The 24,198-nt window shown below is 36.6% G+C and carries 22 protein-coding genes; 7 read left to right on the forward strand and 15 right to left on the reverse strand.

What is annotated here, in order from left to right; all coding sequences use genetic code 11:
- The first annotated feature begins 28 nt into the window (after nucleotides 1-28).
- Nucleotides 29-778, forward strand: coding sequence for a bis(5'-nucleosyl)-tetraphosphatase PrpE (gene prpE / locus V179_RS0120465; protein WP_028393124.1), 750 nt, complete (start codon nucleotides 29-31; stop codon nucleotides 776-778).
- A gap of 138 nt (nucleotides 779-916) precedes the next feature.
- On the opposite strand, the gene V179_RS0120470 is transcribed toward prpE, so the two are convergent.
- From V179_RS0120470 to V179_RS0120485, 4 genes are all read right to left on the reverse strand, one after another.
- Nucleotides 917-1,828 (reverse strand): RluA family pseudouridine synthase, encoded by a 912-nt coding sequence (locus V179_RS0120470; protein WP_034302101.1) that lies wholly within the window; start codon nucleotides 1,826-1,828, stop codon nucleotides 917-919.
- A 15-nt stretch (nucleotides 1,829-1,843) separates the two neighbouring features.
- Nucleotides 1,844-2,638 carry an NAD kinase gene (locus tag V179_RS0120475; RefSeq protein ID WP_028393126.1) on the reverse strand — a complete coding sequence of 265 codons (795 nt, stop codon included), beginning with the start codon at nucleotides 2,636-2,638 and terminating at the stop codon, nucleotides 1,844-1,846.
- Between the two features lie 27 nt (nucleotides 2,639-2,665).
- On the reverse strand, nucleotides 2,666-3,295 hold the full coding sequence (locus V179_RS0120480) for a GTP pyrophosphokinase (RefSeq protein ID WP_028393127.1): 630 nt from the start codon (nucleotides 3,293-3,295) through the stop codon (nucleotides 2,666-2,668).
- 276 nt (nucleotides 3,296-3,571) lie between these two features.
- A complete protein-coding gene (locus V179_RS0120485) occupies nucleotides 3,572-3,943 on the reverse strand; it encodes a UPF0738 family protein (protein WP_028393128.1) in 372 nt (123 codons plus the stop codon).
- Between the two features lie 434 nt (nucleotides 3,944-4,377).
- Here V179_RS0120485 and V179_RS0120490 point away from each other — a divergent pair, with 434 nt between their 5' ends.
- The 4 genes from V179_RS0120490 (at nucleotide 4,378) to V179_RS0120505 (ending at nucleotide 7,172) form a co-directional block, all read left to right on the forward strand.
- Nucleotides 4,378-4,956 (forward strand): CYTH domain-containing protein, encoded by a 579-nt coding sequence (locus V179_RS0120490; protein ID WP_028393129.1) that lies wholly within the window; start codon nucleotides 4,378-4,380, stop codon nucleotides 4,954-4,956.
- Between the two features lie 18 nt (nucleotides 4,957-4,974).
- Nucleotides 4,975-5,637, forward strand: a complete 663-nt coding sequence (locus V179_RS0120495) for a lytic transglycosylase domain-containing protein (protein ID WP_326929558.1) — start codon at nucleotides 4,975-4,977, stop codon at nucleotides 5,635-5,637.
- Nucleotides 5,638-5,865: 228 nt separating this feature from the next.
- Complete coding sequence (locus V179_RS0120500) at nucleotides 5,866-6,270, forward strand: globin domain-containing protein (RefSeq protein ID WP_028393131.1); 405 nt, start codon at nucleotides 5,866-5,868, stop codon at nucleotides 6,268-6,270.
- The gene (locus V179_RS0120505) at nucleotides 6,267-7,172 is read left to right on the forward strand and encodes a ClpXP adapter SpxH family protein (protein ID WP_084552449.1); all 906 of its coding nucleotides are present in this window, start codon (nucleotides 6,267-6,269) and stop codon (nucleotides 7,170-7,172) included. Before V179_RS0120500 ends, V179_RS0120505 begins: the two co-directional genes overlap by 4 nt.
- 1,448 nt (nucleotides 7,173-8,620) lie before the next feature.
- On the opposite strand, the gene pepF is transcribed toward V179_RS0120505, so the two are convergent.
- The 9 genes from pepF to V179_RS0120550 all read right to left on the reverse strand — a co-directional run bounded on the left by pepF (nucleotide 8,621) and on the right by V179_RS0120550 (nucleotide 20,071).
- On the reverse strand, nucleotides 8,621-10,435 hold the full coding sequence (pepF, locus tag V179_RS0120510) for an oligoendopeptidase F (protein WP_028393133.1): 1,815 nt from the start codon (nucleotides 10,433-10,435) through the stop codon (nucleotides 8,621-8,623).
- 432 nt (nucleotides 10,436-10,867) lie between these two features.
- Nucleotides 10,868-12,052 (reverse strand): competence protein CoiA, encoded by a 1,185-nt coding sequence (locus tag V179_RS0120515; protein ID WP_028393134.1) that lies wholly within the window; start codon nucleotides 12,050-12,052, stop codon nucleotides 10,868-10,870.
- A 332-nt stretch (nucleotides 12,053-12,384) separates the two neighbouring features.
- On the reverse strand, nucleotides 12,385-13,056 hold the full coding sequence (gene mecA / locus V179_RS0120520; protein WP_028393135.1) for an adaptor protein MecA: 672 nt from the start codon (nucleotides 13,054-13,056) through the stop codon (nucleotides 12,385-12,387).
- A gap of 380 nt (nucleotides 13,057-13,436) precedes the next feature.
- A complete protein-coding gene (spxA, locus tag V179_RS0120525; RefSeq protein ID WP_028393136.1) occupies nucleotides 13,437-13,832 on the reverse strand; it encodes a transcriptional regulator SpxA in 396 nt (131 codons plus the stop codon).
- Between the two features lie 381 nt (nucleotides 13,833-14,213).
- Nucleotides 14,214-15,155: an ABC transporter ATP-binding protein gene (locus V179_RS0120530; RefSeq protein ID WP_028393137.1), complete on the reverse strand. Its 942-nt coding sequence runs from the start codon at nucleotides 15,153-15,155 to the stop codon at nucleotides 14,214-14,216.
- Complete coding sequence (locus tag V179_RS0120535) at nucleotides 15,155-16,198, reverse strand: ABC transporter ATP-binding protein (protein ID WP_028393138.1); 1,044 nt, start codon at nucleotides 16,196-16,198, stop codon at nucleotides 15,155-15,157. Before V179_RS0120535 ends, V179_RS0120530 begins: the two co-directional genes overlap by 1 nt.
- Nucleotides 16,199-16,214: 16 nt before the next feature.
- Nucleotides 16,215-17,243: an oligopeptide ABC transporter permease gene (gene opp3C, locus V179_RS0120540; RefSeq protein WP_028393139.1), complete on the reverse strand. Its 1,029-nt coding sequence runs from the start codon at nucleotides 17,241-17,243 to the stop codon at nucleotides 16,215-16,217.
- Nucleotides 17,243-18,172 (reverse strand): oligopeptide ABC transporter permease, encoded by a 930-nt coding sequence (gene opp3b, locus V179_RS0120545; protein ID WP_028393140.1) that lies wholly within the window; start codon nucleotides 18,170-18,172, stop codon nucleotides 17,243-17,245. The genes opp3C and opp3b overlap by 1 nt, the downstream gene beginning before the upstream one ends.
- A gap of 213 nt (nucleotides 18,173-18,385) precedes the next feature.
- Nucleotides 18,386-20,071, reverse strand: coding sequence for a peptide ABC transporter substrate-binding protein (locus V179_RS0120550; protein ID WP_028393141.1), 1,686 nt, complete (start codon nucleotides 20,069-20,071; stop codon nucleotides 18,386-18,388).
- Nucleotides 20,072-20,411: 340 nt separating this feature from the next.
- Here V179_RS0120550 and V179_RS0120555 point away from each other — a divergent pair, with 340 nt between their 5' ends.
- Both V179_RS0120555 and trpS read left to right on the forward strand, forming a co-directional pair.
- Entirely contained in the window at nucleotides 20,412-20,759 is a 348-nt protein-coding gene (locus V179_RS0120555; RefSeq protein WP_028393142.1) for a DUF3899 domain-containing protein, read from the forward strand.
- Between the two features lie 119 nt (nucleotides 20,760-20,878).
- Nucleotides 20,879-21,868, forward strand: a complete 990-nt coding sequence (gene trpS, locus V179_RS0120560; RefSeq protein WP_028393143.1) for a tryptophan--tRNA ligase — start codon at nucleotides 20,879-20,881, stop codon at nucleotides 21,866-21,868.
- Between the two features lie 227 nt (nucleotides 21,869-22,095).
- On the opposite strand, the gene V179_RS0120565 is transcribed toward trpS, so the two are convergent.
- On the reverse strand, nucleotides 22,096-22,851 hold the full coding sequence (locus V179_RS0120565) for a YjbA family protein (RefSeq protein WP_028393144.1): 756 nt from the start codon (nucleotides 22,849-22,851) through the stop codon (nucleotides 22,096-22,098).
- A 200-nt stretch (nucleotides 22,852-23,051) separates the two neighbouring features.
- Nucleotides 23,052-23,816: a DUF2268 domain-containing protein gene (locus tag V179_RS0120570; protein WP_051405061.1), complete on the reverse strand. Its 765-nt coding sequence runs from the start codon at nucleotides 23,814-23,816 to the stop codon at nucleotides 23,052-23,054.
- Nucleotides 23,817-24,198: the final 382 nt, after the last annotated feature.

Below are 24,198 nucleotides of genomic sequence, written 5' to 3' on the forward strand. Positions count from 1 at the left end.
TTATTCTAACAAGTTTGCAGGTGAAAGAATGAAAATTGACATTATTGGTGATATCCATGGCTGTTATGAAGAATTTACCCAATTAACCGAAGTATTAGGCTATTCATGGGAAAAAGGGTATCCAGTTCATCACGATGGTCGAATCCTAGGTTTTGTAGGTGATCTTACGGATAGAGGTCCACAATCATTAAAAGTCATTGAAATCGTGTATGAACTTGCTATTGTTCATAAATTAGCTCTATATGCTCCTGGAAATCATTGCAATAAACTGTATCGTTATTTTTCTGGAAACAAAGTACAGATTACGCATGGACTTGAAACGACAGTAGCTGAGTATAAACAGCTGCCTGAGCGCCATCAAAAAATAATTCGTAAGAAATTCATGGACTTATACGAGCAATCTCCGCTCTACCAAGTAACTGACAATGAAAAGCTAGTAATAGCTCACGCAGGTATACGGTCTGATTATATTGGAAAAATGAATGATAAAGTGAAGTCATTTGTCCTATATGGCGATGTTTCGGGTGCAAAACATCCTGATGGTTCTCCTATTCGACGAGATTGGGCTCCATATTATCAAGGTCAGGCTATAATCGTTTATGGCCATACCCCAGTTTTAGAACCAAGAAATGTAAACAGAACCTATAATATCGATACAGGATGTGTATTTGGAGGAAAACTAACTGCACTGCGTTACCCTGAGTTAAAAATGATTTCTGTACCATCTACTCTGCCTTTTTTTGCAGAAAAATTCAAGACAAGATTTGATGAATCATGAAGTTACTTTATTAAGTCTATTTATATGACAAAGGGTCAGACCTCACAAACACTATATACAGTCATTTACACGTAAATGTAATACTTTAAACTGTATGTAGAGTAATCTCGGTCTGACCCTTAACAGCCTCTATTTCATCTAATAAATATGCGTTAAAAGTTGTTGAAAATCCGCAGGCGGTTTCTCATGAAACGTGAGAGTTATTCCAGTAACTGGATGAATAAACGTTAAATGGCAGCAATGCAACGCTTGTCTTGATATTCTATCAAGCTGTCCGCCATATAAATCATCTCCACAAAGAGGATGACCGATATAGGCCATGTGAACACGGATTTGATGTGTTCTACCCGTTAACAGTTGTAATGATAAATGAGTATAATTCTCTCCCGACTGCAATACCTTGAATTTCGTACAGGCATATTGACCGTCTTCTCTTACCTCGCGTTCGATAATACTCGTTTCTTTCCTCCCAATTGGAGCTTCTATATTTCCTTGCTTTTCTTGAAAATCTCCTTCAACAATCGCTTCATACGATCGACAGACTCTTCCTGCTTTCTGCTGTTCACTTAGGAGATGATGGATATGACGATGTTTCGCTACTAAAATCAACCCCGAAGTATCACGATCCAATCTCGTAACGACATGAACAGTCGCAGCAATCTTATGTTTCTGATAATACGATAGTAAGCCATTAGCAAGGCTCCCTGTTGGATGTTCTCTTGATGGAATAGTATTCATATTAGCAGATTTAACTAAAACCATTACATATTCATCTTCAAAAATAATCTGAAGGGGCATTTTTTCTGGAAGCAATCCTTTACTTCCAGCTTCAAGCGGAAATTCTGCCGTCACACGATCTCCCATTTTAAGTACGTAACGGACCGTCACTTCTTCTTTATTGACACTCAACTTTCCACCGTCAAATTTAATAGCGGTTAACGCGCGTTTTGAAATACCTTGTTCCTCAAGAAAAATTCTTAATAACTTTCCCGCATCACTCTTTCCGACATTCCAATTTAATCGAAATGGCGTTCCAATTTTGTTTGACATAACACCCATAACTCCTTAATTCGCAATGAACGAATCATGCACTCGCTTCCAGAACGGAAACGGTCTAAATCGAGCAAACCGAATTTTCTCATCTGCAACTCTAAATTGTATCGATTTTACATCTTCATGAAGCAATGAAAGGTGATCAATGGTAATTTGAAAATCAACATTGTTAACTGGCTTTAACATGCATGTATGATGAGCAGGCAAGACTAGTGGTGATCCTACCGTCCGAAACACACGGTTATTAATCGAAGCCATTTCTGCAAGTTGAATAGACGGAATGGACGGATGAATTAGCGCTCCACCGAGTGCCTTATTGTATGCCGTACTACCTGAAGGTGTTGATACACAAAGTCCATCTCCCCTAAATGTTTCAAAATGCTCACCGCGCATTTCCACATCCATTACGAGAGTACCTTCCACACTTTTAACAGTTGATTCATTCAGTGCTAAAAAACGAGACTCCCTCCCGCCATGCTGATACCTGATGATCACTTCGAGAAGGGGGTATTCAACGACTTGAAATGGCGTTTTCGCCAAAGCAATCACTAGCTTTTCGATTTCTTCAGGAGTCCAATCTGCATAAAAACCAAGGTGGCCTGTATGAACGCCAACAAATGCGGTTTTATCAAGGCGGTTTTTATAGCGATGAAAAGCATATAGTAACGTACCGTCTCCCCCAACTGAAATGACTATATCTGGCTGGTCTTCGTCATACTCTAAATTAAAATCTTGGAGATACGTCCTCATACGTTGCTTTAAATTATTTGACTTCGAATCTCCCTTTGAAGTTATGGCAAATTTCATACAATTCCACCTCATGTTTTCTACTGCTCAATCTTTTGATTTATCTTTTTTTCGTGAAAAAACACGCTGAGCTTCCTGTATCTCGAGTCGTATCTGCGACATTTCCTCGTCCAACAAGAAAGCAGCTTCAGCTGCTCGCTGCAGGCGTACACGTATATCTTCCGGAAAATCCCCGCGATATTTATAATTTAGAGAATGCTCAATCGTTGCCCAAAAATTCATAGCGAGTGTCCGGATCTGAATTTCAATGAGAATCTTTTTTTCACCATGGATCGTTTGGACTGGGTATCGAAGAACGACATGATAGGAACGATAACCACTCACTTTTTTATGAGAGATATAATTTCGTTCCTCAACGATTTCAAAATCATTTCGGGCCCTTAGTAATTCCACTACTTTTGTTATATCATCCACAAATTGACACATCATCCGTAATCCTGCAATATCTTGCATTTCGGTTGCCAATTTATCTAGCGGGATATTCTTCTGTGCTGCTTTATCCAAAATACTTACAATCGGCTTTACTCGACCAGTCACAAATTCGATTGGTGAATGTACATGGTCGCGTTCGAATTCATTTCGTAATCCTTTTAACTTTACCTTTAGTTCTTCAACCGCTTGTTTGTATGGAGCCAAAAAGTCATCCCAATGTTCCATTGCCACACCACCTGTTCATAGAAAAGCGCAAGCGCCTATTAAAGAACTTCAATTATGGTCTGCTAAGCCTGTTTTTGAATCAAGTTATTACATTCTGTACAAGTCCGCAATCAAGGCGCTTTAACTAGACAGACAAATAAAGTCTTTAGGCTTCTTACGCTAGCGCCAAAATTTATTAAATTCGCATACCCTAAAAAAACTGCTGCTACTCATTGGTTAAAATAACCAATGAGTAGCAACGTTCAAACTTTACATATATTCAGTGCAAATAGAGGATTAAGAAATAAACATGCGTTCCACTTTTGCTACAAACTCTTCCCCGTAATTTCCATTTCCCTCAATATTGTCAATTAAATAAGTAAGTTCTTCATAAATACCCGATAATTCTAGCGTTTTATCCCCAGACTTCAGGATGACTGGCAATCTTTCTGCCATGGCTTGTTTCAAAGATGCCCATATTGCTTCAGGCAAGAAAATATATGTATAACTTTCAGCATTTTCTGCTAAATAAATGAATGAAGCGTTATCTGAATCTACGATTACTTGCTCTTTCGGTAATAGATGAGCAATCTCTATTACTTTCTCAGGAATCAAAACCAGATTTCCAACTTCAATAACCGCTTCTTTAATTTGTATATTCTCTCTCATGAACCCCTCAACCTCCCATTTTAACGATTATATTTTATCACATCCTACAAGGTATTCCTAAATATTCAGGGTTGTAATAGCAAATTTTCAAAAAGATCACATTTTATTACAAGTTCTTGTTGATGAATTATTACAAAAACGTATATGATACGGATAAAGTGAAACTTTCTACAGTGGGGTGTAGTTCCCTCTGATAATTAGATAATCCAATCGGGCTATTTCGAGCATATACTCCGCCTCCGCTTCTTCAATTCCTTCAAATCCATAAGGCGGAGTTCATACTGCCCGTTAGTCCGGGATAAAGTATTACTTTCATCAGGAGTCTTTATCCACCTCCCTATCTATTTTTTTCTTATTCGATTTACAAATCTAAAGGTAGGTTTTACTGCCTATTAACCTTTTTAAAAAAAGATTGCCTAGAAAGGAAGTACCTAATGAACCAGCATCTTGAAATTGAATTCAAAAACATACTAACTAAAGAAGAATTTCAACTATTGGTACAAAATTTTTCTGTTAAAAAAACAGATTTTACCTATCAGGAAAATCACTATTTTGACACTCCACAATTTTCACTAAAAGAAAACGAATCAGCACTCAGAATTCGCCATAAAAAAGGAAATTATGAGCTAACATTAAAACAGCCAGCGAAAGAAGGTTTACTTGAAACAAATCAGCTCCTGTCAAAAGAAGAAGCTCATTCACTACTTCAAGGAAGTCGCATTCCCAATGGGGATATTGCCACTTTAATTGGTGAAATGGGAATTCATTCGGACGTACAATTTTTCGGCACGCTCGCGACGAATCGTGCTGAGTTTCCTTATCAAGGCGGTCTGCTTGTCCTTGATCATAGCCTTTATTTAAATACCGAGGATTTTGAAGTAGAATTTGAAGTGACGAATACATTGGAAGGCAAAGAAATTTTTGAAAAATTACTAAAATCCCTTCAAATTCCTATCCGAAAAAACGAAAATAAGGTTAGACGATTTTACAATGCTAAGCAGAAGCAAAATTAATCACTACCGTATTCAGAGGTGTATATATTGAAAATAGAAGATTTTAAAACTTTAATAGAACTTCAAGCTCTTCAAGGATTAAATGCAAAGACTAGTACAGAAGAATCAACTTCAAATGGCATGTTTCAACAGCTTTTATCGGAATTCATAACAAAGGACCCTAGTGTACAATCTGATATGCAAACACTAGGAACTGTGTATGACAAAATTAGCGAAGGATCTTCATTAAATGGCTTATCAAATCAGCTGCCGATCAACATTTCACCAAGTTTACCGACGACCTTTAACACTGGCGCTATAGAAAAAACAGATTATGATCATATAATACGTGAAGCAGCTTTGCGATATAATATCCCAGAAAAGCTGATTAAGTCCGTCATTTTGCAAGAGTCTAATTTTAACACTTTAGCTAAGAGCCATGCAGGGGCATCCGGACTTATGCAACTTATGCCCACAACAGCAAAAGATCTTGGCGTGACAAATATTTTCGACCCTATTCAAAACATTATGGCTGGAAGTAAATACTTAAGTAATATGCTAAACCGTTATAACGGAGATACAAAACTCGCACTCGCTGCCTATAATGCTGGCCCCGGAAATGTAGACAAACATAATGGTATCCCACCATTTAAAGAAACACAAAACTACGTTCAAAAAGTCATGAAATCATATTTAAGCTAATAACGATCCTAATATCAGTATTTTATGATGAATATTAGAAGCACCTAAAAGATGATAAATCTTTTTAGGTGCTTTTTAATTGGTCTAGGAAGTCTTAACAATATAATATGTTCTATTACAATGTGTAGTAGTACAGAATATCTAATTTCCTTAAGCTAGATATTTGTTATATTGCAATGGCGTTGTTAAAATGTAAATATACTTATTCTTTTAAAGGGAGTAATCATCATGACACAAGCGAACCCTACACCATACGATGTAATTGGAGAGGCGCTTTTATATAAATTAATTGATGTCTTCTATGAAAATGTGAGTCACCATCCAGAGTTAAAGCCGATTTTCCCTGAAGATTTAACTGAAACAGTCCGTCGGCAAAAACAATTCATGACTCAATATCTAGGAGGCCCTTCTCTTTACACAGAGGAGCATGGTCATCCTATGCTAAGGGCCCGGCATCTTCCGTTTGAAATCACACCAAGTCGTGCCGAAGCATGGCTATCCTGTATGAGGCAAGCTATGGATACTGTCGGCCTCGCTGGAGATATTAGAGAGTTTTACTACCATCGTCTTCGGTTGACCGCACAACATATGATAAATACTACAGATCAAGACGAGAAAGGAGAAGAAAATTGAGCGCTCAGAAACCGATTTTCAATATCTCTAATTGGATTAAATCGCAGCATTGCTATGGAATCGGAAAAAAGCCGATTGAAATCTATGTGTTTATTGACCCAATATGTCCTGAATGTTGGGCACTTGAGCCGATTATTAAAAAACTCCATATTGAGTATGGGCAATTATTCAGTATCAAGCATGTTGTAAGTGGAAAGCTATCTTCCCTTCATAATACCAAAACCAAGAATTATGAAAATATAGCGCAAACTTGGGAAAGGACAGCCAGCCGCTCTGGCATGTCGTGTGACGGAAATTTGTGGCTTGAGAATCCAATTTCTTCTCCTTATGCTGCTTCAATTGCTATTAAAGCAGCTGAATTACAAAGCAGAAAGCTATCAGCTCGTTTCATTAGGAGATTGCAAGAGCTGCTGTTTCTTGACAAACAGGACATTTCCAGACTTGAAGTCCTCACCCAATGTGCACAAGAAGTTGGATTAGATGTAGATGAATTCCTTAATGATATCACTTCTACAAGCGCAGCAAAGGGTTTTCAATGTGATTTAAAGATTACATCTGAGATGGAAGTAAATGAAATTCCTTCCCTCGTTTTCTTCAATGAAAATATCGAAGAAGAAGGAATCAAAGTATCGGGCTTGTATGCATATGAGGTGTATGTAAATATTCTTGAAGAAATGCTTGAAAAACTTCCTACTCCCTCTACTCCACCGTCCCTTGAAGCATTTATACGTTGTTATAAATTTGTTGCAACGAAAGAAATTGAAGTAGTTTATAATATGAATAAACAAGAAGTCGAAAAAGAAATGAAAAAACTTATCCTCAAGCAATTTGTAGAAAAAATCCCTGCTAAATACGGAACCTTTTGGAGATATATCGAAAATGAAAATGAAACATTTGAGTAGAAAAACTCTAATATCTCATTAATACAAAAAACGAAACCTTTTGAAAGTAAATAGATGTGAAGCTAAATATCAAAATCCCTAAAAAAATTTATCTTTAAACGAGAGCCTGTCTTGACAGGCTCCTATTATACAAAAAACCTAGCAAATCGCGAATTTGCTAGGTTTTTTATCTATTTATACGAACAAAGGGGATGGGAGAAATTTTTCACGATCAAACAAAGGGGTATAAGTTTGTTTGTGATTAACTTCACAACTATAATATAACACGATTTAAACTTCTAAGCAATAACTATGTGATTAAATTCACAAGTAATATTTGGTAACCGTCATAAAGTGAAACTTCAATCTGTAGAGGTTTTCTCCATCCCCTACTGATTGTTAGTCCCGTTCTAGAGTCGCTAATATCTCCGCTCCACTTCGACTCACGCATCGGTAAGTTTCACTGTATCTCACCAATCGGGCTTTTACTTCAAAAAGTGAGGCGACTGCCCAGCCCCGACAAGCATAAGATGGAATACGGCGTGGCGTAGTTTGCCACAGAGTATTACAGCTTATGACCTCGAGGGGCTAGGAGCCGCAACTAGATTAGGCAGTTATCCCCCACCTACGCTTCTTCGATTATTCTAAGCCTTGGTGAGAGTTTTACTGCCCGTTAATGCGGGATAAAATAAGAAAATCCCAACAAATCGCGAATTTGTTGGGATTTTCTATCTATAATATACGAACAAAGGGGATGGGAGAAATTCTTCACGGTCAAACAAAGGGGTATAAGTTTGTTTGTGATTTATTTCACAACTATAATATAACAAGTTTTACGACATTTTTCAACATATTATGACCCTCTTCACAAAATTGTCATATTTTTAGAATTCTGATATATAGTTTAAAGTAAGAATACTCCTGGAGGTAAATAACGTGAAAATTATTTTGTTTTTGTTATTAATTCTAATATCACTTTTTCTGCATTTATTAGCTTTTCTAGACCTCTTCCCTTTATACATCAGTTCTTCGATTCTTTTTCTTTCCCTCTTTATTATTGTCTTTACCATCAGTCAGAAAAATCGATTCAAAGGTTATTAGAAGTACTATTACGTTTTCATAATACAAAAACCTGTATATCGTAAATAACGCCACCATTTACCATGAAGAATCAATCCTATAGCACGCTACTCTCATCTCATCCAATGGTGGAGGTGCGGAAGCCACATTTTGGAGTTCTTTCTGTTAAACTTGCCTGTTGATTGGAACGTAAGGCATTCGCTTTCCGCAGGGGTCTCACGCCTACCGCTCAATCAACATAGTGTCAATAACAACAAGCTTTAACATAGCCTAAATAAAAGAAGGATACCTTCTATAGTTTGGCTATTTGAATAAGTGGCGAAGACCCGCCCCATGTCCTAAAAGGATGACTCGTAAGCGGAATACGCCTTAAGTCATCCTCTCTATCTTTAAGCTAATAAAGATTCCAGTTCAATTAGTTTTTCTTCAAACACTTTTAATGCTTCTTGAATAGGTTCTGCTTTTGTCATATCGACGCCTGCTTTTTTCAAAACCTCAATCGGGTAATCCGAGCTTCCTGATTTCAGGAATTCTAGGTAGCGACAGACGGCTGGCTCTCCTTCGGTAAGGATTTGTTTACTTAGAGCTGTTGCCGCACTGATTCCAGTAGCATACTGATACACATAATAATTATAATAGAAATGTGGTATTCTGGCCCATTCAAGACCAATTTCCTCATCGATAATAATGTTTGAACCAAAGTATTTTTTATTCAACTCATAATACTCTTTTGTTAATACTTCAGCCGTTAACGCTTCCCCATCTTGTGCTTTTTTATGGATCGTATGCTCGAATTCAGCAAACATTGTCTGGCGGAAAAGGGTGCCCCGGAATCCTTCCAATTGATGATTTAATAAATAGATCCGCTTTTTCTCATCTTCAATTGTATGAAGAAGATATTCATTCAATAAGTTTTCATTACAAGTTGAAGCAACTTCCGCAACGAATATCGAATAATTTCCATATGGATATGGTTGATGCTTTCTTGTGTAATAACTATGAACAGAATGACCAAATTCATGGGCAAGGGTAAATAAATTATTAACATTATCCTGCCAATTCATTAGTATATAGGGGTTCGTTCCATATGCTCCAGATGAGTATGCGCCGCTACGTTTCCCTTTATTTTCATGAACATCCACCCAGCGATTTTCAAAGCCTTCTTTTAATACGTTAAGATAGTCTTCTCCTAGTGGAGCGAGACCTTTTAGAATATATTCTTTCGCTTCAGCATATGTTACATCCATTTTTACTTCTTTAACAAGCGGTGTGAAAAGGTCGTACATATGAAGTTCGTCTAGGCCAAGTACTTTTTTACGCAAATCAATATAACGGTGAATCAAATGCAGATTCTCATTTACAGTCTGAACAAGATTGTCATATACAGTTTCAGGAATATTATTCTCGCTTAATGCTGCATGGCGAGCAGATTCATAGTTGTGCACAGAAGCATTGAAATTATCGCTCTTAACTTGACCTGCAAGCGTACTAGCAAATGTATTACGGAACGTTCCATATGTCTCATAAACACCTTTAAATGCTTCCTCGCGCACACGCCGATCTTCACTTTCAAGAAAACGAATATAACGGCCATGAGTAATTTCTACATCTTCCCCGTTTTCATCTTTAATCGTTGGAAAAGTGAGATCCGCATTGTTTAGCATCCCGAATGTATTACTTGAAGCATCAAAAATCTCCGAAGCTTGTGCAAGTAATGCTTCCTTCTCTGCTGATAAAATATGTGGTCTTTGTAGGTTAATTTGTTCAAGAGCATGAGCATATAATTTAAGTTCTTCTTTTTCCTGAAGAAAATCGCTAATTTTGCTTTCTTCAATACTAAGAATTTCTGGAACAATATAAGAAAGTGCACTGCTTGCTTCAGCAACTAAACTTTTTATCCGTGAATCCATCCCTTGGTAAAATGAATTGGTTGTATCTTGATCATAACGCATATGTGCATATGTATAGGCTTTCCCTAACTTTTCCCATACTTGATTTTGATATTGTAATACGGCAAAAAGCTTTTCAGCACTTTCGCCAAGGGTGCCTTTATATGCCTCTGCCTTTAATAAGTCTTCTTTCACTTCTTGAAAAGCAGTTTCCCAATCCTCTTCAGTAGCGTAGATATCCTCCAATTTCCATGTATCCTCAACTGCCGATTCACTTCTAGCAGGTAATGCTTTTACTGCATTTTCTTGTCCCATACATCTATTCCTCCATTCTAAATACAACGTAATCCCGATTTATTAACCCAACTAAAAAAACTACGTGGTAACAATATATGATTCTAAGTCATATGGTCCAACCTCTATTAATAGAAGTTTCTCGTTACCATATTATTTCTCTATTGCTCGAAAAAATCCTTCTACTTCGATACAAATTAAGAAACAATCGCTCAAACATAGTATCCAGCATTAACGGACACTAACAACTCCATGATAAGATATTATTGAAGAAATATGAAGAAGTTGAACAATGTAAACTGTCCATAAAAGCCCGATTGGTGAGATACAGTGAAACTTACCTTTGTGGTTATCTAAGGTAAGTTTGCACCCACAGGATGTGGTGTACGACTAACCGTTTGCGAAAAGTCAGTCCCGGAAGTCTCACTTTATTCTATTGTACTTTACCTTTTATCATAAAATCATTTCCGAAAGCTTGGAATAGAGATCATTTTCTAATTGCATATATTCAACACTACTAGTAGGTGGAACAAGCTTATTTTTAATGATATATATCCCTTTTCCTCCAAATTCCAAAATCTTAAGTTTAGTCAATAAAGTTAAATAGGCATCCACTGGGAAAAAAGGATTTTCCCCAGGAAGCAAAGGCAGTGTTCTTAGTCGAATCTGCCCGTTAGCCATCCTCTTTTGAAAAGCTTGATAAATTTGACTAAGATAAATACGACTGCCTATTTTCTTATGCTGCAAACAATCCATGAAGATCCATCCTTGCCATTCAACTGCAGATGTTTCAATGATTACCATCCCTTCCACAGGAAGCCCTATTTCGCTCGGTAACCATGCAGGTGACCAACCACTTTTATACAATTCATTAAAAAAAGGATTCGTATGATTTGCTGTTTTTACACTATGAACAGCCCAAGCCTTTCTTTTTATTCGCCATTCTTCAATAAAGTGAAATTCCCAAGTTTTATTAACGGAAAAAAGGATGTTTGGATGGGTGTTGCTAAGAGGTACAACAGTAAACTGTGAAAAGGTTGTACGTGAGGAGAATGGAGTTAAGGGCTCTAATATGTAAAGCTTATGTTGATCAGGAGAAAACGTTAGGATCATCGGGGAGTGAATCGTATTCACGGTAAATAGCCATTGAAAAGCTGATAATGAATACTGACGAGTCTTTTTACGCTTAATTCGCTTCTCTGCCAATATCCAAATTGGATTAATTCCAAAATCTTGATAAGATTTTGTACGGGATAGAAATAACTCCTCTGAAATGGGAGAGCATTGAAATTCAATCGCATAGGATTGTTGCTTATAGTGGATGAGGATATCAGGTCGCTTATTTATTTTAGAAAGATATGGTTCCATCTCTGCTTCCATACGATTGTCAACAAACCATTGGAATAGTTGCCGCTTTCCTAAAAGATGATATTCCGTTTCTGGTTCAGAAAAGCCTGTACACGCGGATGTTTTTTTGTGGGCAAAATGCGGAATCTTGATTTGACCAGCCTTTAGGATTAATTCTTCTGCACAGCAAGGACAATAATAATTATTCGCTTGCCATTCAACTAGCCGTTCTTTCGGGATATTTTCAGGAATTGTAATGATATTCCCATTAACATCTCGTGCAGTTAACATCTAATTTCCCCCTTCTTTTCAAGATTATTCTTCATTAATTCACTAAATCCTCTTTTTGGGGAGGTATTTTCTAAAATTCTTAGACATATTATCATACAAAACTCTTATGGTGTAAAACGGCACCATTTACCATGAAGAATCCGTCCTGTAGCACGCTACACTCGCCTAATCACAATGGTGGATGTGCGGAGCCGGATTTTGAAGTACTTTCTTAATAAGGTATGTATATCTGCAAAGTAAATTGGCTAAATTAGTATGCCGCTAAGCCCCGTCCCCATGTCCTGAATACAAAAACGCCGATTTCATAATCTTTCATGAAATCGGCGAATTAGTTATGAGAAATATTTGTGGACTGTTTCAAAAACATGTTCATCCATTACCAGTCTTCCATACTCTTCAAGCATATGGATCGTAATTGAAGATTCTTGACTATATTCAAGTAAAAGACTTAAAACATCATCAATTTCGTCTTCTTCAATTTCCTCTTCCTCAAATTCAATATAGAGAAAATATCTATTCTCATAGGCATATAATTGTGTCTTGAAGTGATCAAGACCACTGCGCTTACTGAGTGAAATGACATCTTCAAAGTCTTTGAACTCCGTAATAAACTCAATGATACCATCCTCAAACTGAATTGGTTCATGGCCATCGTTTCTGCCTTGATATTGTTCATCTAACAAGGATTCAAGCTTATCATCGACATGAAGCTCACTAAATCTTTCATCGGTAATCGGCAGTTCTAGCTTTTGACCATCTTTCGTCAATTGTGCCTTCGTGACTAATATCTCAAGACCCTTTTCCAACGCTTGAACTTGAATCCATAATGGACCTTCAATCATAAACTCTTCTTCTTGATGTACTTCATCCATCATCTCCCAGAAAAGTTCCTCACTTCGTTCTCGACTATACCAAATATCTTCCCTATTAAAGCCGCGATCTTCAATATCTATATAAGAAATGTAAAACTTCACTGTATCTTCATTAATACGTTCGATCTCCACAAAAATCCTCTCCCTTCTGTACATGTTTTGAAGGGATTTACCCCCGAGCAATTAATGCTCTTTCTTTAATCTCTACCCACCATACCCTTTTAAACATCAGGTAGATCAGGAAATATGTTGTCATAATTTATTTTATGATAAAACTCTTCATAATGGAAATAAAATCGCTTAATCAATTAAAAACAAACTATTGCCTAATGTTCCATATATTTTACAAAATCCTTACAGGATATGCAACTGTTAAATAGGAAATATTTTTGGAATAAAGAAACAAAACACTCTCACTGGTCAGCTTCTACTTAGACATATATTTTAACTTTATTCACAAAATAGATGCATGAAAAACCCTGTCAGTGCTTAGACAGGGTCGATGCTATAAATTAGTTGACCATTCGCTGAGCTTCACGTAGTTGGAACGATCGGACTTTACGTGGTAGGAATCTGCGAATCTCATCTTCGTTATATCCAACCTGTAATCTTTTTTCATCAAGGATAATTGGCCTTCTTAATAGTCCTGGATTATCTTTGATTATTGTATACAATTCTTGAAGTGGAAGAGACTCCACATTTACGTTAAGTTTCTGGAACGTCTTCGATCTTGTCGAAATAATTTCATCTGTACCATCTTCTGTCATACGAAGGATTTCTTTAATCTCTTCAATTGTAAGTGGTTCAGAAAAAATATTTCTTTCTGAAAAAGCAATATCATGCTCCTCAAGCCATGCTTTTGCTTTGCGACAAGAAGTACAGCTAGGTGATGTATATAAAGTTACCATGTTAACACTCACACTCCCTAAGTATAGAATCGACGATCTATGATGGGAAACTTATTATTCACAACAGTTTCAAGTCTAGATTGAAATAACTATAAAATAGTAATTCATATTAATATTATACACTAGAATTAGCAAAAATCATACTCTTTTCACAAAGATTGATCCGCTTTCAAAGTCCAACATTAATTTTACAATCTAATCATTCTTCTTTTAATTGAAAATTTTCACAAGCCATTCTCAATTACTTTTTTTCATATACTATATAAAATACCCAGTTTACTTGCTTATAAACATATTAGTTAGGATCTCTCACTTTTGTATTTCCATTCTTGTTCCTATTATGACTAAAAAACGATCTCATTTTTTGAGATCGTTTTTTGGTTATTGCTTATACATTTGTTGATATTGTTTAAATTCCTTTTCCGAGCAATTCACAAAGTGCCCTGGCCTTACTTCACGCATTTTCACATCATCGGTTTCACTATAATTGTGAATATTCGGGTTGTAAACTATACGTTGTCTCAGACGTTCACTTTCAGGATCTGGAAGTGGGATTGCCGAAAGCAGAGATTGAGTATATGGGTGAATTGGATTGTTATACAAATCATCACTTGGTGCAAGTTCAACTAATTTCCCAAAATACATAACTCCGATTCGATCACTGATGTATTTAACCATGGAGAGATCGTGTGCGATAAAGAGGTATGTTAAACCATGTTCAATTTGTAATTTTTTTAATAGATTCACGACTTGTGCCTGAATGGATACATCCAATGCTGAAATCGGTTCATCCGCAATGATGAATTCCGGTTTCACAGCTAATGCACGGGCTATTCCGATACGTTGACGTTGTCCACCGGAGAATTCATGTGGGTATCGATTGGCGTGTTCCCGGTTTAACCCTACTGTTTCAAGCAAACTGTATACTCGTTCAGCTCTCTCTTTTGATGATTTCGCCAAACCATGAATATCAATTCCTTCAGCGATAATATCAATGACCTTCATCCGCGGGTTTAAAGATGCGTATGGATCTTGGAAAATCATTTGCATTTTCCGGTTAAAATCCTTTAATTGATTTTTATTTTTAGACCCATGAACATTTTCGCCATCAAAAATAACTTCGCCATCGGTTGCATCGTATAGGCGAATGATTGTTCGACCAGTCGTTGATTTGCCGCAACCTGATTCACCGACAAGTCCTAATGTTTCACCTTTGTAAATATCGAAAGAAATACCATCAATAGCTTTAACCATATTTGGCTTTCCAACATTGAAGTATTGCTTTAGATTTTTTATTTCCAGTAATTTCTCACGTTCAGCCATCATTGCCCCTCCTGTCCAGCTTGGAATTGTTTCATCCGTTTGACTACAGCTGCTGGCGGATCGACTTTCGGTGCATCAGGGTGCAATAACCAAGTTGCCGCATAATGTGTGTCAGAGACTTTAAACATAGGCGGTTGTTCTTCTAAATCTATTTGCATTGCATATTCATTACGTGGAGCAAATGCGTCACCTACTGGCGGATGCAAAAGATTTGGCGGAGTTCCTGGAATCGCATATAAGGCTTCCTCTGTCGAATCCAAGCTCGGCATTGAGCTAATTAATCCCCATGTATATGGATGTTTAGGATTATAGAAAATTTCGTCTACCGTTCCAATTTCAACAATTTTACCGGCATACATAACCGCTACCCGATCAGCAACATTGGCAACAACACCAAGGTCATGCGTAATGAAGATAATTGAAGTATCAATTTTCTTCTGCAATTCTTTCATTAATTCAAGAATTTGGGCTTGAATCGTTACATCAAGCGCTGTTGTTGGCTCGTCTGCAATCAAAACCTTTGGATTACATGCAAGAGCAATTGCAATAACGACACGCTGTCTCATCCCACCAGAAAATTGATGTGGATATTGATCAAAGCGTTGCTCAGGATTCGGAATCCCAACCATGCTCAGCAATTCAAGAGCCCGTTTTTTTGCTTCACTCTTACTAGCATTCTGATGCTTAATAATCGGTTCCATGATTTGCTTACCAACTTTAATTGTCGGGTTTAAAGATGTCATTGGATCTTGGAAGATCAATGAAATGTCTTTCCCACGAACTTTTTGCATCTTTTTTTCACTTAAATGAGCTAAATCATTCCCATCGAAAAGAATTTCCCCACTCTTTATTTCCGAGTTTTGCGGTGGCAAAAGGCGCATAATCGCTTTTGTTGTTACCGATTTACCTGATCCCGATTCTCCTACTATTGCAAGTGTTTCACCTTTTTTCAACTCAAAATTCACGCCACGAATCGCTTGAACTTCTCCTGAGAAGGTATGAAACGATATATTCAAATCCTTAACTTCTAATATGTTATCCATCTTTTTCACCTACCTATTAATCGCGCATTTTCGGATCCAATGCATCACGGATTCCGTCTGCAATCATGTTAAAGCAAATCATGATGATACTGATAAATACTGCTGGGAAAATCATTAAGTGTGGATACAATCTCAATGTTTTAAATCCATCATCAATTAATGTACCTAATGAAGCTAGTGGAGATTGAAGCCCTAATCCGATGAAACTTAAGAATGCTTCAAAGAATATCGCATTCGGAATCGTAAACATTGTGTTAATAATGATAACACCAGCTAAGTTTGGCAATAAATGTTTGAAAATGATTTTACTATGAGAGTTTCCAAGTGTTCTTGAAGCAAGTACATACTCTTGTTCTTTCAACTTAAGTACTTGAGCTCGAACAACCCGCGCCATTGTTGTCCAGCCTGTAATAGCTAGTGCAATTGTAATCGACATAATCCCTGGTTTGAAAACGAGGATCATTAAAATCACGACAACAAGGTTTGGTATTCCAGAAATGACTTCAATTACACGCTGCATCATACTATCCAGTCTGCCACCAAAGTAACCTGATATTGCTCCATAGGTTACGCCAATTACCATATCAAGCAATGCAGCCAAGAAAGCGATATATAAGGAAATTTGAATTCCTTTTGCCACACGAGTAAATAAATCACGGCCTAAAGAATCTGTCCCGAACCAGAAGTATTCGTCAATATTCTTCTGTTCATAAACATCAACAACCGTTCCATCATTTCGAACAGTAGTCCCATCAAAGGGTAACCAGCTTACATTTTCCAATACTGGGATTTTGGCAGGCAGATTTGTACGTTTTAAATTTTGGTCATTTGTTCCATGACCGCTAATTAAAGGACCTACAAAGGCAAGAATAATGACTAATAACATGACTACGATACTAACAAGAGCTGCTTTATTTTTTCTTATTCTCAGCCATGAATCTTGCCAGAAATTTAAGCTAGGCTTACCCAGTGCCTCACTTAAGGAAGCATCTAGAATGGCAGGAGCAAACTTATCTTTACTTATTTTCATATCTTCTTTTGCCATTACTTTTTACCCCCTGACAACCTAATACGCGGATCAATAACACCATAAAGAATATCCACTACAAGGATAATGACAACAAACATAAATGAGAATAACAGAGTCGTTCCCATAATAACGGAATAATCATTTACCGTTATAGACTTAACAAATTGTTCCCCGATTCCCGGGATGGCAAATATCTGCTCAATAACGAGAGAACCCGTCATTAGGGACACCGCTAGAGGTCCTAGCACTGTTATTACTGGGATTAACGCATTTCGTAATCCATGTTTAAAGGCCACTTCTAAACTACTTGCCCCCTTCGCTTTCGCAAGGGTAATATAATCCGAACCTAATACATCAATCATTTCTGTTCTCATAAATCGAGCCGTAATGGCGATAGGGAACATTGCTAGAGCTATCGTAGGCATAATGGTATAGTCCCAGCCCTTCCAGAACAAAACTGGTAACCAGCCTAGTTTAACACCGATATAATATTGCATGACTCCTGCAAAGACAAAGTTAGGAATCGATTTACCAAGAACAGCTATGAATGTTGCTCCATAATCGACCCAAGTATTTTGTCTTAAAGCGCTGATTACACCAAGTACAATCCCGATAATCGTACCGAAAAAGATGGCTTGAAATCCTAATTGTAGGGATGGCTGAATGCGTTCAATCAATAATTGTGTTACTGGAACATTATTAAACTGGAACGAAATTCCTAAATCACCTTTGAATAAACCACCTATATATTGTGCGTACTGTACAGCTACAGGCTGATCTAATCCATATTTATCCTTCATGATTTGTAACTGATCAGGTGATAATTTTCCCGCAGCGGAAAAAGGTGTTCCTGGTATCAATTTCATCAAGAAGAAGGTAAGGCTTGCAATAACAAATAAGGTTATTAACATATAGATAAACCTTTTTGTAATATATCTAGCCATTTGCACACCTCCTGCATATTCAAATTTTCTCTATAATTCGACAATTTTTTTAATAGGGAAAAGAGGATGTCCCAGAAGGGTCTTACCTCGCATTTTTCATACTGTTGAAAGGAAAAGAAATATCCTTACATACAAGATAATAGAAGTTGCGGGGTTTGACCCTGGCTTTGAGACAGCCTCTCTTCAGCTTTTAAATCGTTTTATTATAGTATTCTATTCTTCAACTGTGATCCATTTATAAGAATAGTTAGGACCAAATGGTAAAGCAACTAATCCTTTAACTTTAGTGTTAATAAGAATGTTATCTGCTTTTTGATAAGTTGGTGCCACGCCGTAATCTTCAGCTAAGAATACACGTTCTGCTTCTTGAAGTGTTGAAACGTACTCTTCTTGATTCGCTGCAACTTCTTCTGCCTTTTTAATTAACCCGTCATATTTAGCGCTTGAATAGGACATTTCATTATTCGGGCCATCTGTTAACCAAAGATCCGCAAATGTCATTGCATCTGGATAGTCAGGACCCCATCCAGAGTGAAGCAAATCATAGTTTCCAGCTTTTGCACGATCAAGACGAATTGCAAATGGAACACTCTCAAGATTCACTTTTAAACCAGGTAAGTTCGTTTCTAATTGGTTCTTAATATACTCGTCCACTTTTTTTGCTGAATCAGTGTCTCCGCCGAGATATCTAAGCTCAAGTTTGTCAATTCCAAGATCAGCCAACCCTTTTTCCCATGCTGCTTTTGCTTCTTTAGCATTGAACACAATCAAATCGCCATTTTTCTCACGGAAATCTTTACCGTCTGGAGTCGAAACAAATTGTTTTGGTACAAAATAATTCGCTGCAATTGAACCGTTGTTCAAAATGCTTGCTGCGATATCTTCTTTATTGAAAGCTTTCGCGATTGCTTCACGGATGTGAACATTCGCAAGTGCTGCATTTTTATAGTTCATTTTCACCCAAAATACAGATGGTTGAAGTGAACTAACCATTCTTTCATCACCTTGATATTGTGGAACAAGATCAGATGCTAAAATATCTGTGATATCTGCTTCTCCACCTTCAAATGCATTCACTTGTGCATTATTATCTTTAACTACGTTAAAGGTAATTTTCTTAAGGGTAACCGCCTTTGCTTCTCGGTAATTATCGTTCTTTTCAAGAGTCCATTCAGTAGCTGTAGGACCGTTCCAAGAAGTTATTTTGAAAGCACCATTTGATAATAGGTTTTCTGCATTACTTGCATAAGCATCGCCTTTTTCTTTAACAAACTTTTCATTTTGTGGATAGAATGTTGGGAATGCCATTAAGTCTTTCCAGTAAGGAAGAACTTTCTCAAATTTAACTTCTAAAGTTTTTTCATCTAAAGCTTTAATACCTAAAGTATTTAAATCAAATTCTTTTTTGGCAACTGCAGCATCAGTAATTTCTTGAGCGCCTGCAATTTTTCCATTCATCATATATGGGCCATACTCTGAAGCAGTAGCAGGATCAATCGCACGCTGCCAAGCGTATACGAAATCATTTGCTGTCACTGGGTCTCCATTAGACCATTTTGCGTCTACAAGCTTAAATGTTACAGTCTTCCCGTCTTCACTTACTTTTGGCTCTCCGTCTACTAAAGCCGGAACAGAACTACCATCTTTGTCTGCTGTGTAAAGACCTTCGTTAATACTATTTAATACGTTAAAACCAATTTCGTCTGTCGTCTTAACAGAATCCAATGTTGGAATTTCAGATCTACTTAGGACTTTAATTTCTTGTGCTACATTAGATGTTTTTGCACCGTCAGACTTTTTATCGCCTTTGTCTGCACTGTTCCCGCCACCACATGCTGCCAAGAAAACACTGAGAACTAATGTCAAGATCAAAAGCAGTGAATATTTAGATTTTTTCAAAATTTCGACACCCTTCCCTATTTTTTGTGTAACATTTACTATTATACAAATAATTTAGAATTTGTATATAAATATTTAAAAATAATTTAATATCTAGTAGTCATTATTTAATAAATATGTATATTTAGTTTTTTCGCCAAAGAATTATAACATTAATTGCAATTTTCGTAAAATTAAGCCTTTTCATTGTTAAATTTTTACATAAGTATTTTTCTCAACATTTTTTAATCATCTTTTTTAAACAATTAATTATTATATTTAAATAATAGTAACTTATTGCATGCACCTCTTTATGTTTTGGTATACTTTTTTTAGTAACATTTAGAAAGGATTTTGGAATATGAAAAAAACGATGATTTGGACAGGCGCAATGGTTTTGCTTTCTTTAATTTTATCGCTAGTCTTTTATCATGAGATCACGTTACGTTCATTTCTTGATATGATCTTTTATATAGCTGGCTTGTTATTAACTTTCTCCTTATTTACGTTTGTACTACAAAAAGGTTTTTTTGACGTAATCCATTACAGCTTTCGCAAAGTACTGCCTAGTAAGAGTACAGAAACAGAAGAAAAAAGTGAAATCCGCAAGCTTTCTGAATTAATAACATTTAACCTTAGTGTCCCATTCTCAACTGGATTCACTCTTTTACTCATTTTAATTATTGGTTTATATGTTTATTACTTATGATATTTTGTAAAAATGGCGATGCTGTAAGGAAAATATGTAGATTTCAACAGTAAATATCTCTACAATGAAAGAAGTAAACAAACTATTATTTTTTAAGTTTATACAGGGAGTGACAATAGGTGAAAAGGATTTTCTCAGGCATACAGCCTACCGGTTCCATAACATTAGGAAATTATATTGGTGCGATGAAGCAATTCATCGAACTTCAACATGAATATGACTGCTACTTCTGCATCGTTGATCAGCACGCAATTACCGTGCCACAAGATCGATTAGAATTAAGAAAAAACATCCGAAATCTTGCAGCATTATATCTGGCAATTGGTTTAGATCCAGAAAAGAATACGATCTTTATCCAATCTGAAGTACCTGCACATGCCCAAGCAGGCTGGATGATGACATGCAATGTCTATATTGGCGAGCTAGAAAGAATGACTCAATTTAAAGACAAATCTGCTGGAAAGGATGGCGTATCAGCAGGTTTACTAACATATCCACCATTGATGGTCGCAGACATCCTTCTATATAATACTGATCTCGTACCAGTAGGCGAGGATCAAAAGCAACATATTGAATTAACACGTGATTTAGCTGAACGTTTCAATCGAAAATATGGGGAGATCTTTACGATTCCTGAAATCAGCCTGCCAAAAGCTGGCGCTAGAATTATGTCTCTACAAGAACCTGAAAAGAAAATGAGTAAATCTGATCCAAACAAAAAAGCGACGATTTCCTTATTAGATGATCCCAAGCAAATTGAAAAGAAAATTAAAAGTGCAGTTACCGATTCAGAAGGTATTGTCAAATACGACAAAGAAAATAAGCCTGGTGTATCTAACCTTCTTTCCATTTATAGTATCTTTAGTGGTAAATCTATCGCTGAAATCGAAGCGATGTATGAGGGTAAAGGATATGGAGACTTTAAGTCTGGATTAGTGGAAGTCGTTCTTGCAGAAATCAAACCGATTCAAGATCGATACTATAACCTACTTGATTCTACAGAGTTAGATGAAATTCTAGATCGTGGTGCTGAAAAAGCAAATCGCGAGGCCAATAAAATGCTCCGCAAAATGGAAAATGGCATAGGGTTAGGACGTAAAAAAAAATAAAGGCGCAATGACAGTTTGCATATCATGTAAACTGTCTTTTTTAATTACAGTGGCAATCATTTATTTGTGGTGCAACTTTATATCTTTGTTTGTACACACAAATAAAGACGCCCTCACTTGCGACGTCTTTATCTTCCATTTCTAGACTATGGCCAATCGAAGAAACGTAGGTGTTAGAACAGAACTAACAATTATTTAGGGAGGCCCCATTCTAATTGAGTGTCACTTTATAACATTGACTGACTATCGCCGACTTCCATTTCCCATAACTTTTCAAAGAATGGTTGGCCTTTTACTAGATGCTCACACATGTGTAGATGTTGATCCGACCAGCCTGTTTTCATTTCTTCATATAACCCAAGCCAGGCTTCTTCGAAGTTCATCTCCTGTATACTTTCATATTTTTCTGGTGACCACTCTGTAAACCAGTAGCGAATTTCAGCTGTATGTTTCGCAGTAAATAGTTGATCCATAGCCATAAATAAAAGTTGCTTTAATTGGCGTTCTTTGCGAGTGAGACCTTTCATATAATTCGGTGATGGAGATAAAATATGATATTCTTTTTCAGATGGCTCATTTTCATTAAATGTGTATTCTAAAGCAGGATGGTTTTCAATCATGTCATATACAATTTGTTCTTGGCGTGGAATTAGCCTACTTTTCCGAATGGGAATGTGATACCCAATAGTATCAATAGCCAGTATTCCACTTCCGTCTGTAATGACAAAACAATAATCCAATTGGATTCTTTCATGATTCTTTCTTGCATAGGCTTTTTGATAAATATCATTGAGAAGCGCTTTCGGTAATTCAGACAGATCATTTTCTATGTAATGAAAAAGTGTAGACGAAATTTTCAAAAGCGGAACTTGATCGAGTAGTTCAATTCCGTCATCTTTTCTCCATTCATGAAAATGGCAAATATTGTAGCCGTTTTCTTCTCCTTCAAACCAATTCACCCAAACATCATGAAGATATAACATCATTTGCCCCCTCGCTTACTTAGTTCTATTTGTCCATCAGTATAGGCAGATTTGAGAGATATTATTCCTTATTTAGGTAGTTGATTATTTTTCTTTTTTAAGTAACAAAGGTAACTTGAATTACATTACTTTACAGGTTTTCCCCTCATACAAATCATTGGTTTATAGAGTTTTGCCCCCTCTTTCTCCAAAGCCCGTTCCTATTCCTTCAACCTAAAATCTTCAGATGATATCGCGAATGTTTTTTTTACTGTAAGGTCTTTTTTCTGTCTTACTAAAAAATAACCCGCAGTGTACCCAAGCATTTTCGGATATGGTGATTTCCCAAGCAAAAGTTGGTCATGTTTTCTCTCAATACGTTTCAGATGAATATTTTCTTTAAGATATTTCTTCCAAAAATGCTGAAGCTGCTCATCCGAATATAAGTCGGTCCAATTCGCTAAGTAATCTTTTCCTAGATAGGTCATGACAGCATGTTCCGCTAAACCCTCCATTACCATTCGATCAAGCAAAGTGAAATCATTTTCATGTTTCTTAACTGCAGCTATCCTGCATACATGATGATATTCATGAATAAACACTGCAGTAAGTTCCTTCAAACTAATATCTGGTCGGACAAAGAGGAATATATGATTTCGAAAGGCTAAACCAGATTTCTTATCGGTCACACGATTAAATAATCCTCCAGCATTCATTGGAAAAATATATATCGGAATATCTGGACCTTGCCATAATCTTTGAAAGCGCTGATAAATAACCTTCATTTCCCGCCAAATATCATCTGAAACTAGAACTTCTGCATCTTTTTTAGCTTGCGAAGGATCTCTATACATCCCATGTTGCAATAACATTTGGTAAATGTGATTAGGACTCATTTTAGGGAACTCTTTTGCTAACTGTTTACATATTTCGATTGGGTTATTATTATCCATCAGCCATCTATTCGTCTCAACAATTCCCATCATCCTCACCTCGCCCCTGTTTTTTCCATCATATGCTAGGAAGCATATGATGAGACAGACGAAGTATGATATTTCCACTAAATAGTTTTATAGATTTTCCAAACATCTATACATAGGAATGATTAAGAGTAGTGGTTATCGAAGTTTTAGATTTATTGCTGCGAACTTCTTTTCGTTTCTTCATACACAATAGCGGTGATACGGACCGGATTTTGAGATATTCACTAAAAAAAATAAGTATATCTCCTAAGAAAATTGGCTTTAGGGAAAGCTGCGAAATCCCGTTCCCATGTCCTACACGCAAAAAAGATTCTCTTCACATTTGGATGCCGAAATCAAAGGATAAGACAACATAACTACTAAATCGTTCAAATGAAGTGTATAT

Origin of the sequence: Bacillus cihuensis, from assembly GCF_000504145.1 — a bacterium.
Taxonomy (GTDB): domain Bacteria; phylum Bacillota; class Bacilli; order Bacillales; family DSM-1321; genus Peribacillus; species Peribacillus huizhouensis.

Bases quoted from the DNA above. Each gene is read 5' to 3' on its own strand.
- V179_RS0120500 (WP_028393131.1), top strand. From the start codon at position 5,866: ATGACACAAGCGAACCCTACACCATACGATGTAATTGGAGAGGCGCTT.
- prpE (WP_028393124.1), top strand. From the start codon at position 29: ATGAAAATTGACATTATTGGTGATATCCATGGCTGTTATGAAGAATTT.
- V179_RS0120515 (WP_028393134.1), bottom strand. From the start codon at position 12,052: ATGTTAACTGCACGAGATGTTAATGGGAATATCATTACAATTCCTGAA.
- opp3b (WP_028393140.1), bottom strand. From the start codon at position 18,172: ATGGCTAGATATATTACAAAAAGGTTTATCTATATGTTAATAACCTTA.
- pepF (WP_028393133.1), bottom strand. From the start codon at position 10,435: ATGGGACAAGAAAATGCAGTAAAAGCATTACCTGCTAGAAGTGAATCG.
- V179_RS0120535 (WP_028393138.1), bottom strand. From the start codon at position 16,198: ATGGATAACATATTAGAAGTTAAGGATTTGAATATATCGTTTCATACC.
- V179_RS0120555 (WP_028393142.1), top strand. From the start codon at position 20,412: ATGAAAAAAACGATGATTTGGACAGGCGCAATGGTTTTGCTTTCTTTA.
- V179_RS0120480 (WP_028393127.1), bottom strand. From the start codon at position 3,295: ATGGAACATTGGGATGACTTTTTGGCTCCATACAAACAAGCGGTTGAA.
- V179_RS0120570 (WP_051405061.1), bottom strand. From the start codon at position 23,816: ATGATGGGAATTGTTGAGACGAATAGATGGCTGATGGATAATAATAAC.
- opp3C (WP_028393139.1), bottom strand. From the start codon at position 17,243: ATGGCAAAAGAAGATATGAAAATAAGTAAAGATAAGTTTGCTCCTGCC.
- spxA (WP_028393136.1), bottom strand. From the start codon at position 13,832: ATGGTAACTTTATATACATCACCTAGCTGTACTTCTTGTCGCAAAGCA.
- V179_RS0120475 (WP_028393126.1), bottom strand. From the start codon at position 2,638: ATGAAATTTGCCATAACTTCAAAGGGAGATTCGAAGTCAAATAATTTA.
- V179_RS0120490 (WP_028393129.1), top strand. From the start codon at position 4,378: ATGAACCAGCATCTTGAAATTGAATTCAAAAACATACTAACTAAAGAA.
- V179_RS0120530 (WP_028393137.1), bottom strand. From the start codon at position 15,155: ATGGCTGAACGTGAGAAATTACTGGAAATAAAAAATCTAAAGCAATAC.
- V179_RS0120565 (WP_028393144.1), bottom strand. From the start codon at position 22,851: ATGTTATATCTTCATGATGTTTGGGTGAATTGGTTTGAAGGAGAAGAA.
- V179_RS0120485 (WP_028393128.1), bottom strand. From the start codon at position 3,943: ATGAGAGAGAATATACAAATTAAAGAAGCGGTTATTGAAGTTGGAAAT.
- V179_RS0120470 (WP_034302101.1), bottom strand. From the start codon at position 1,828: ATGTCAAACAAAATTGGAACGCCATTTCGATTAAATTGGAATGTCGGA.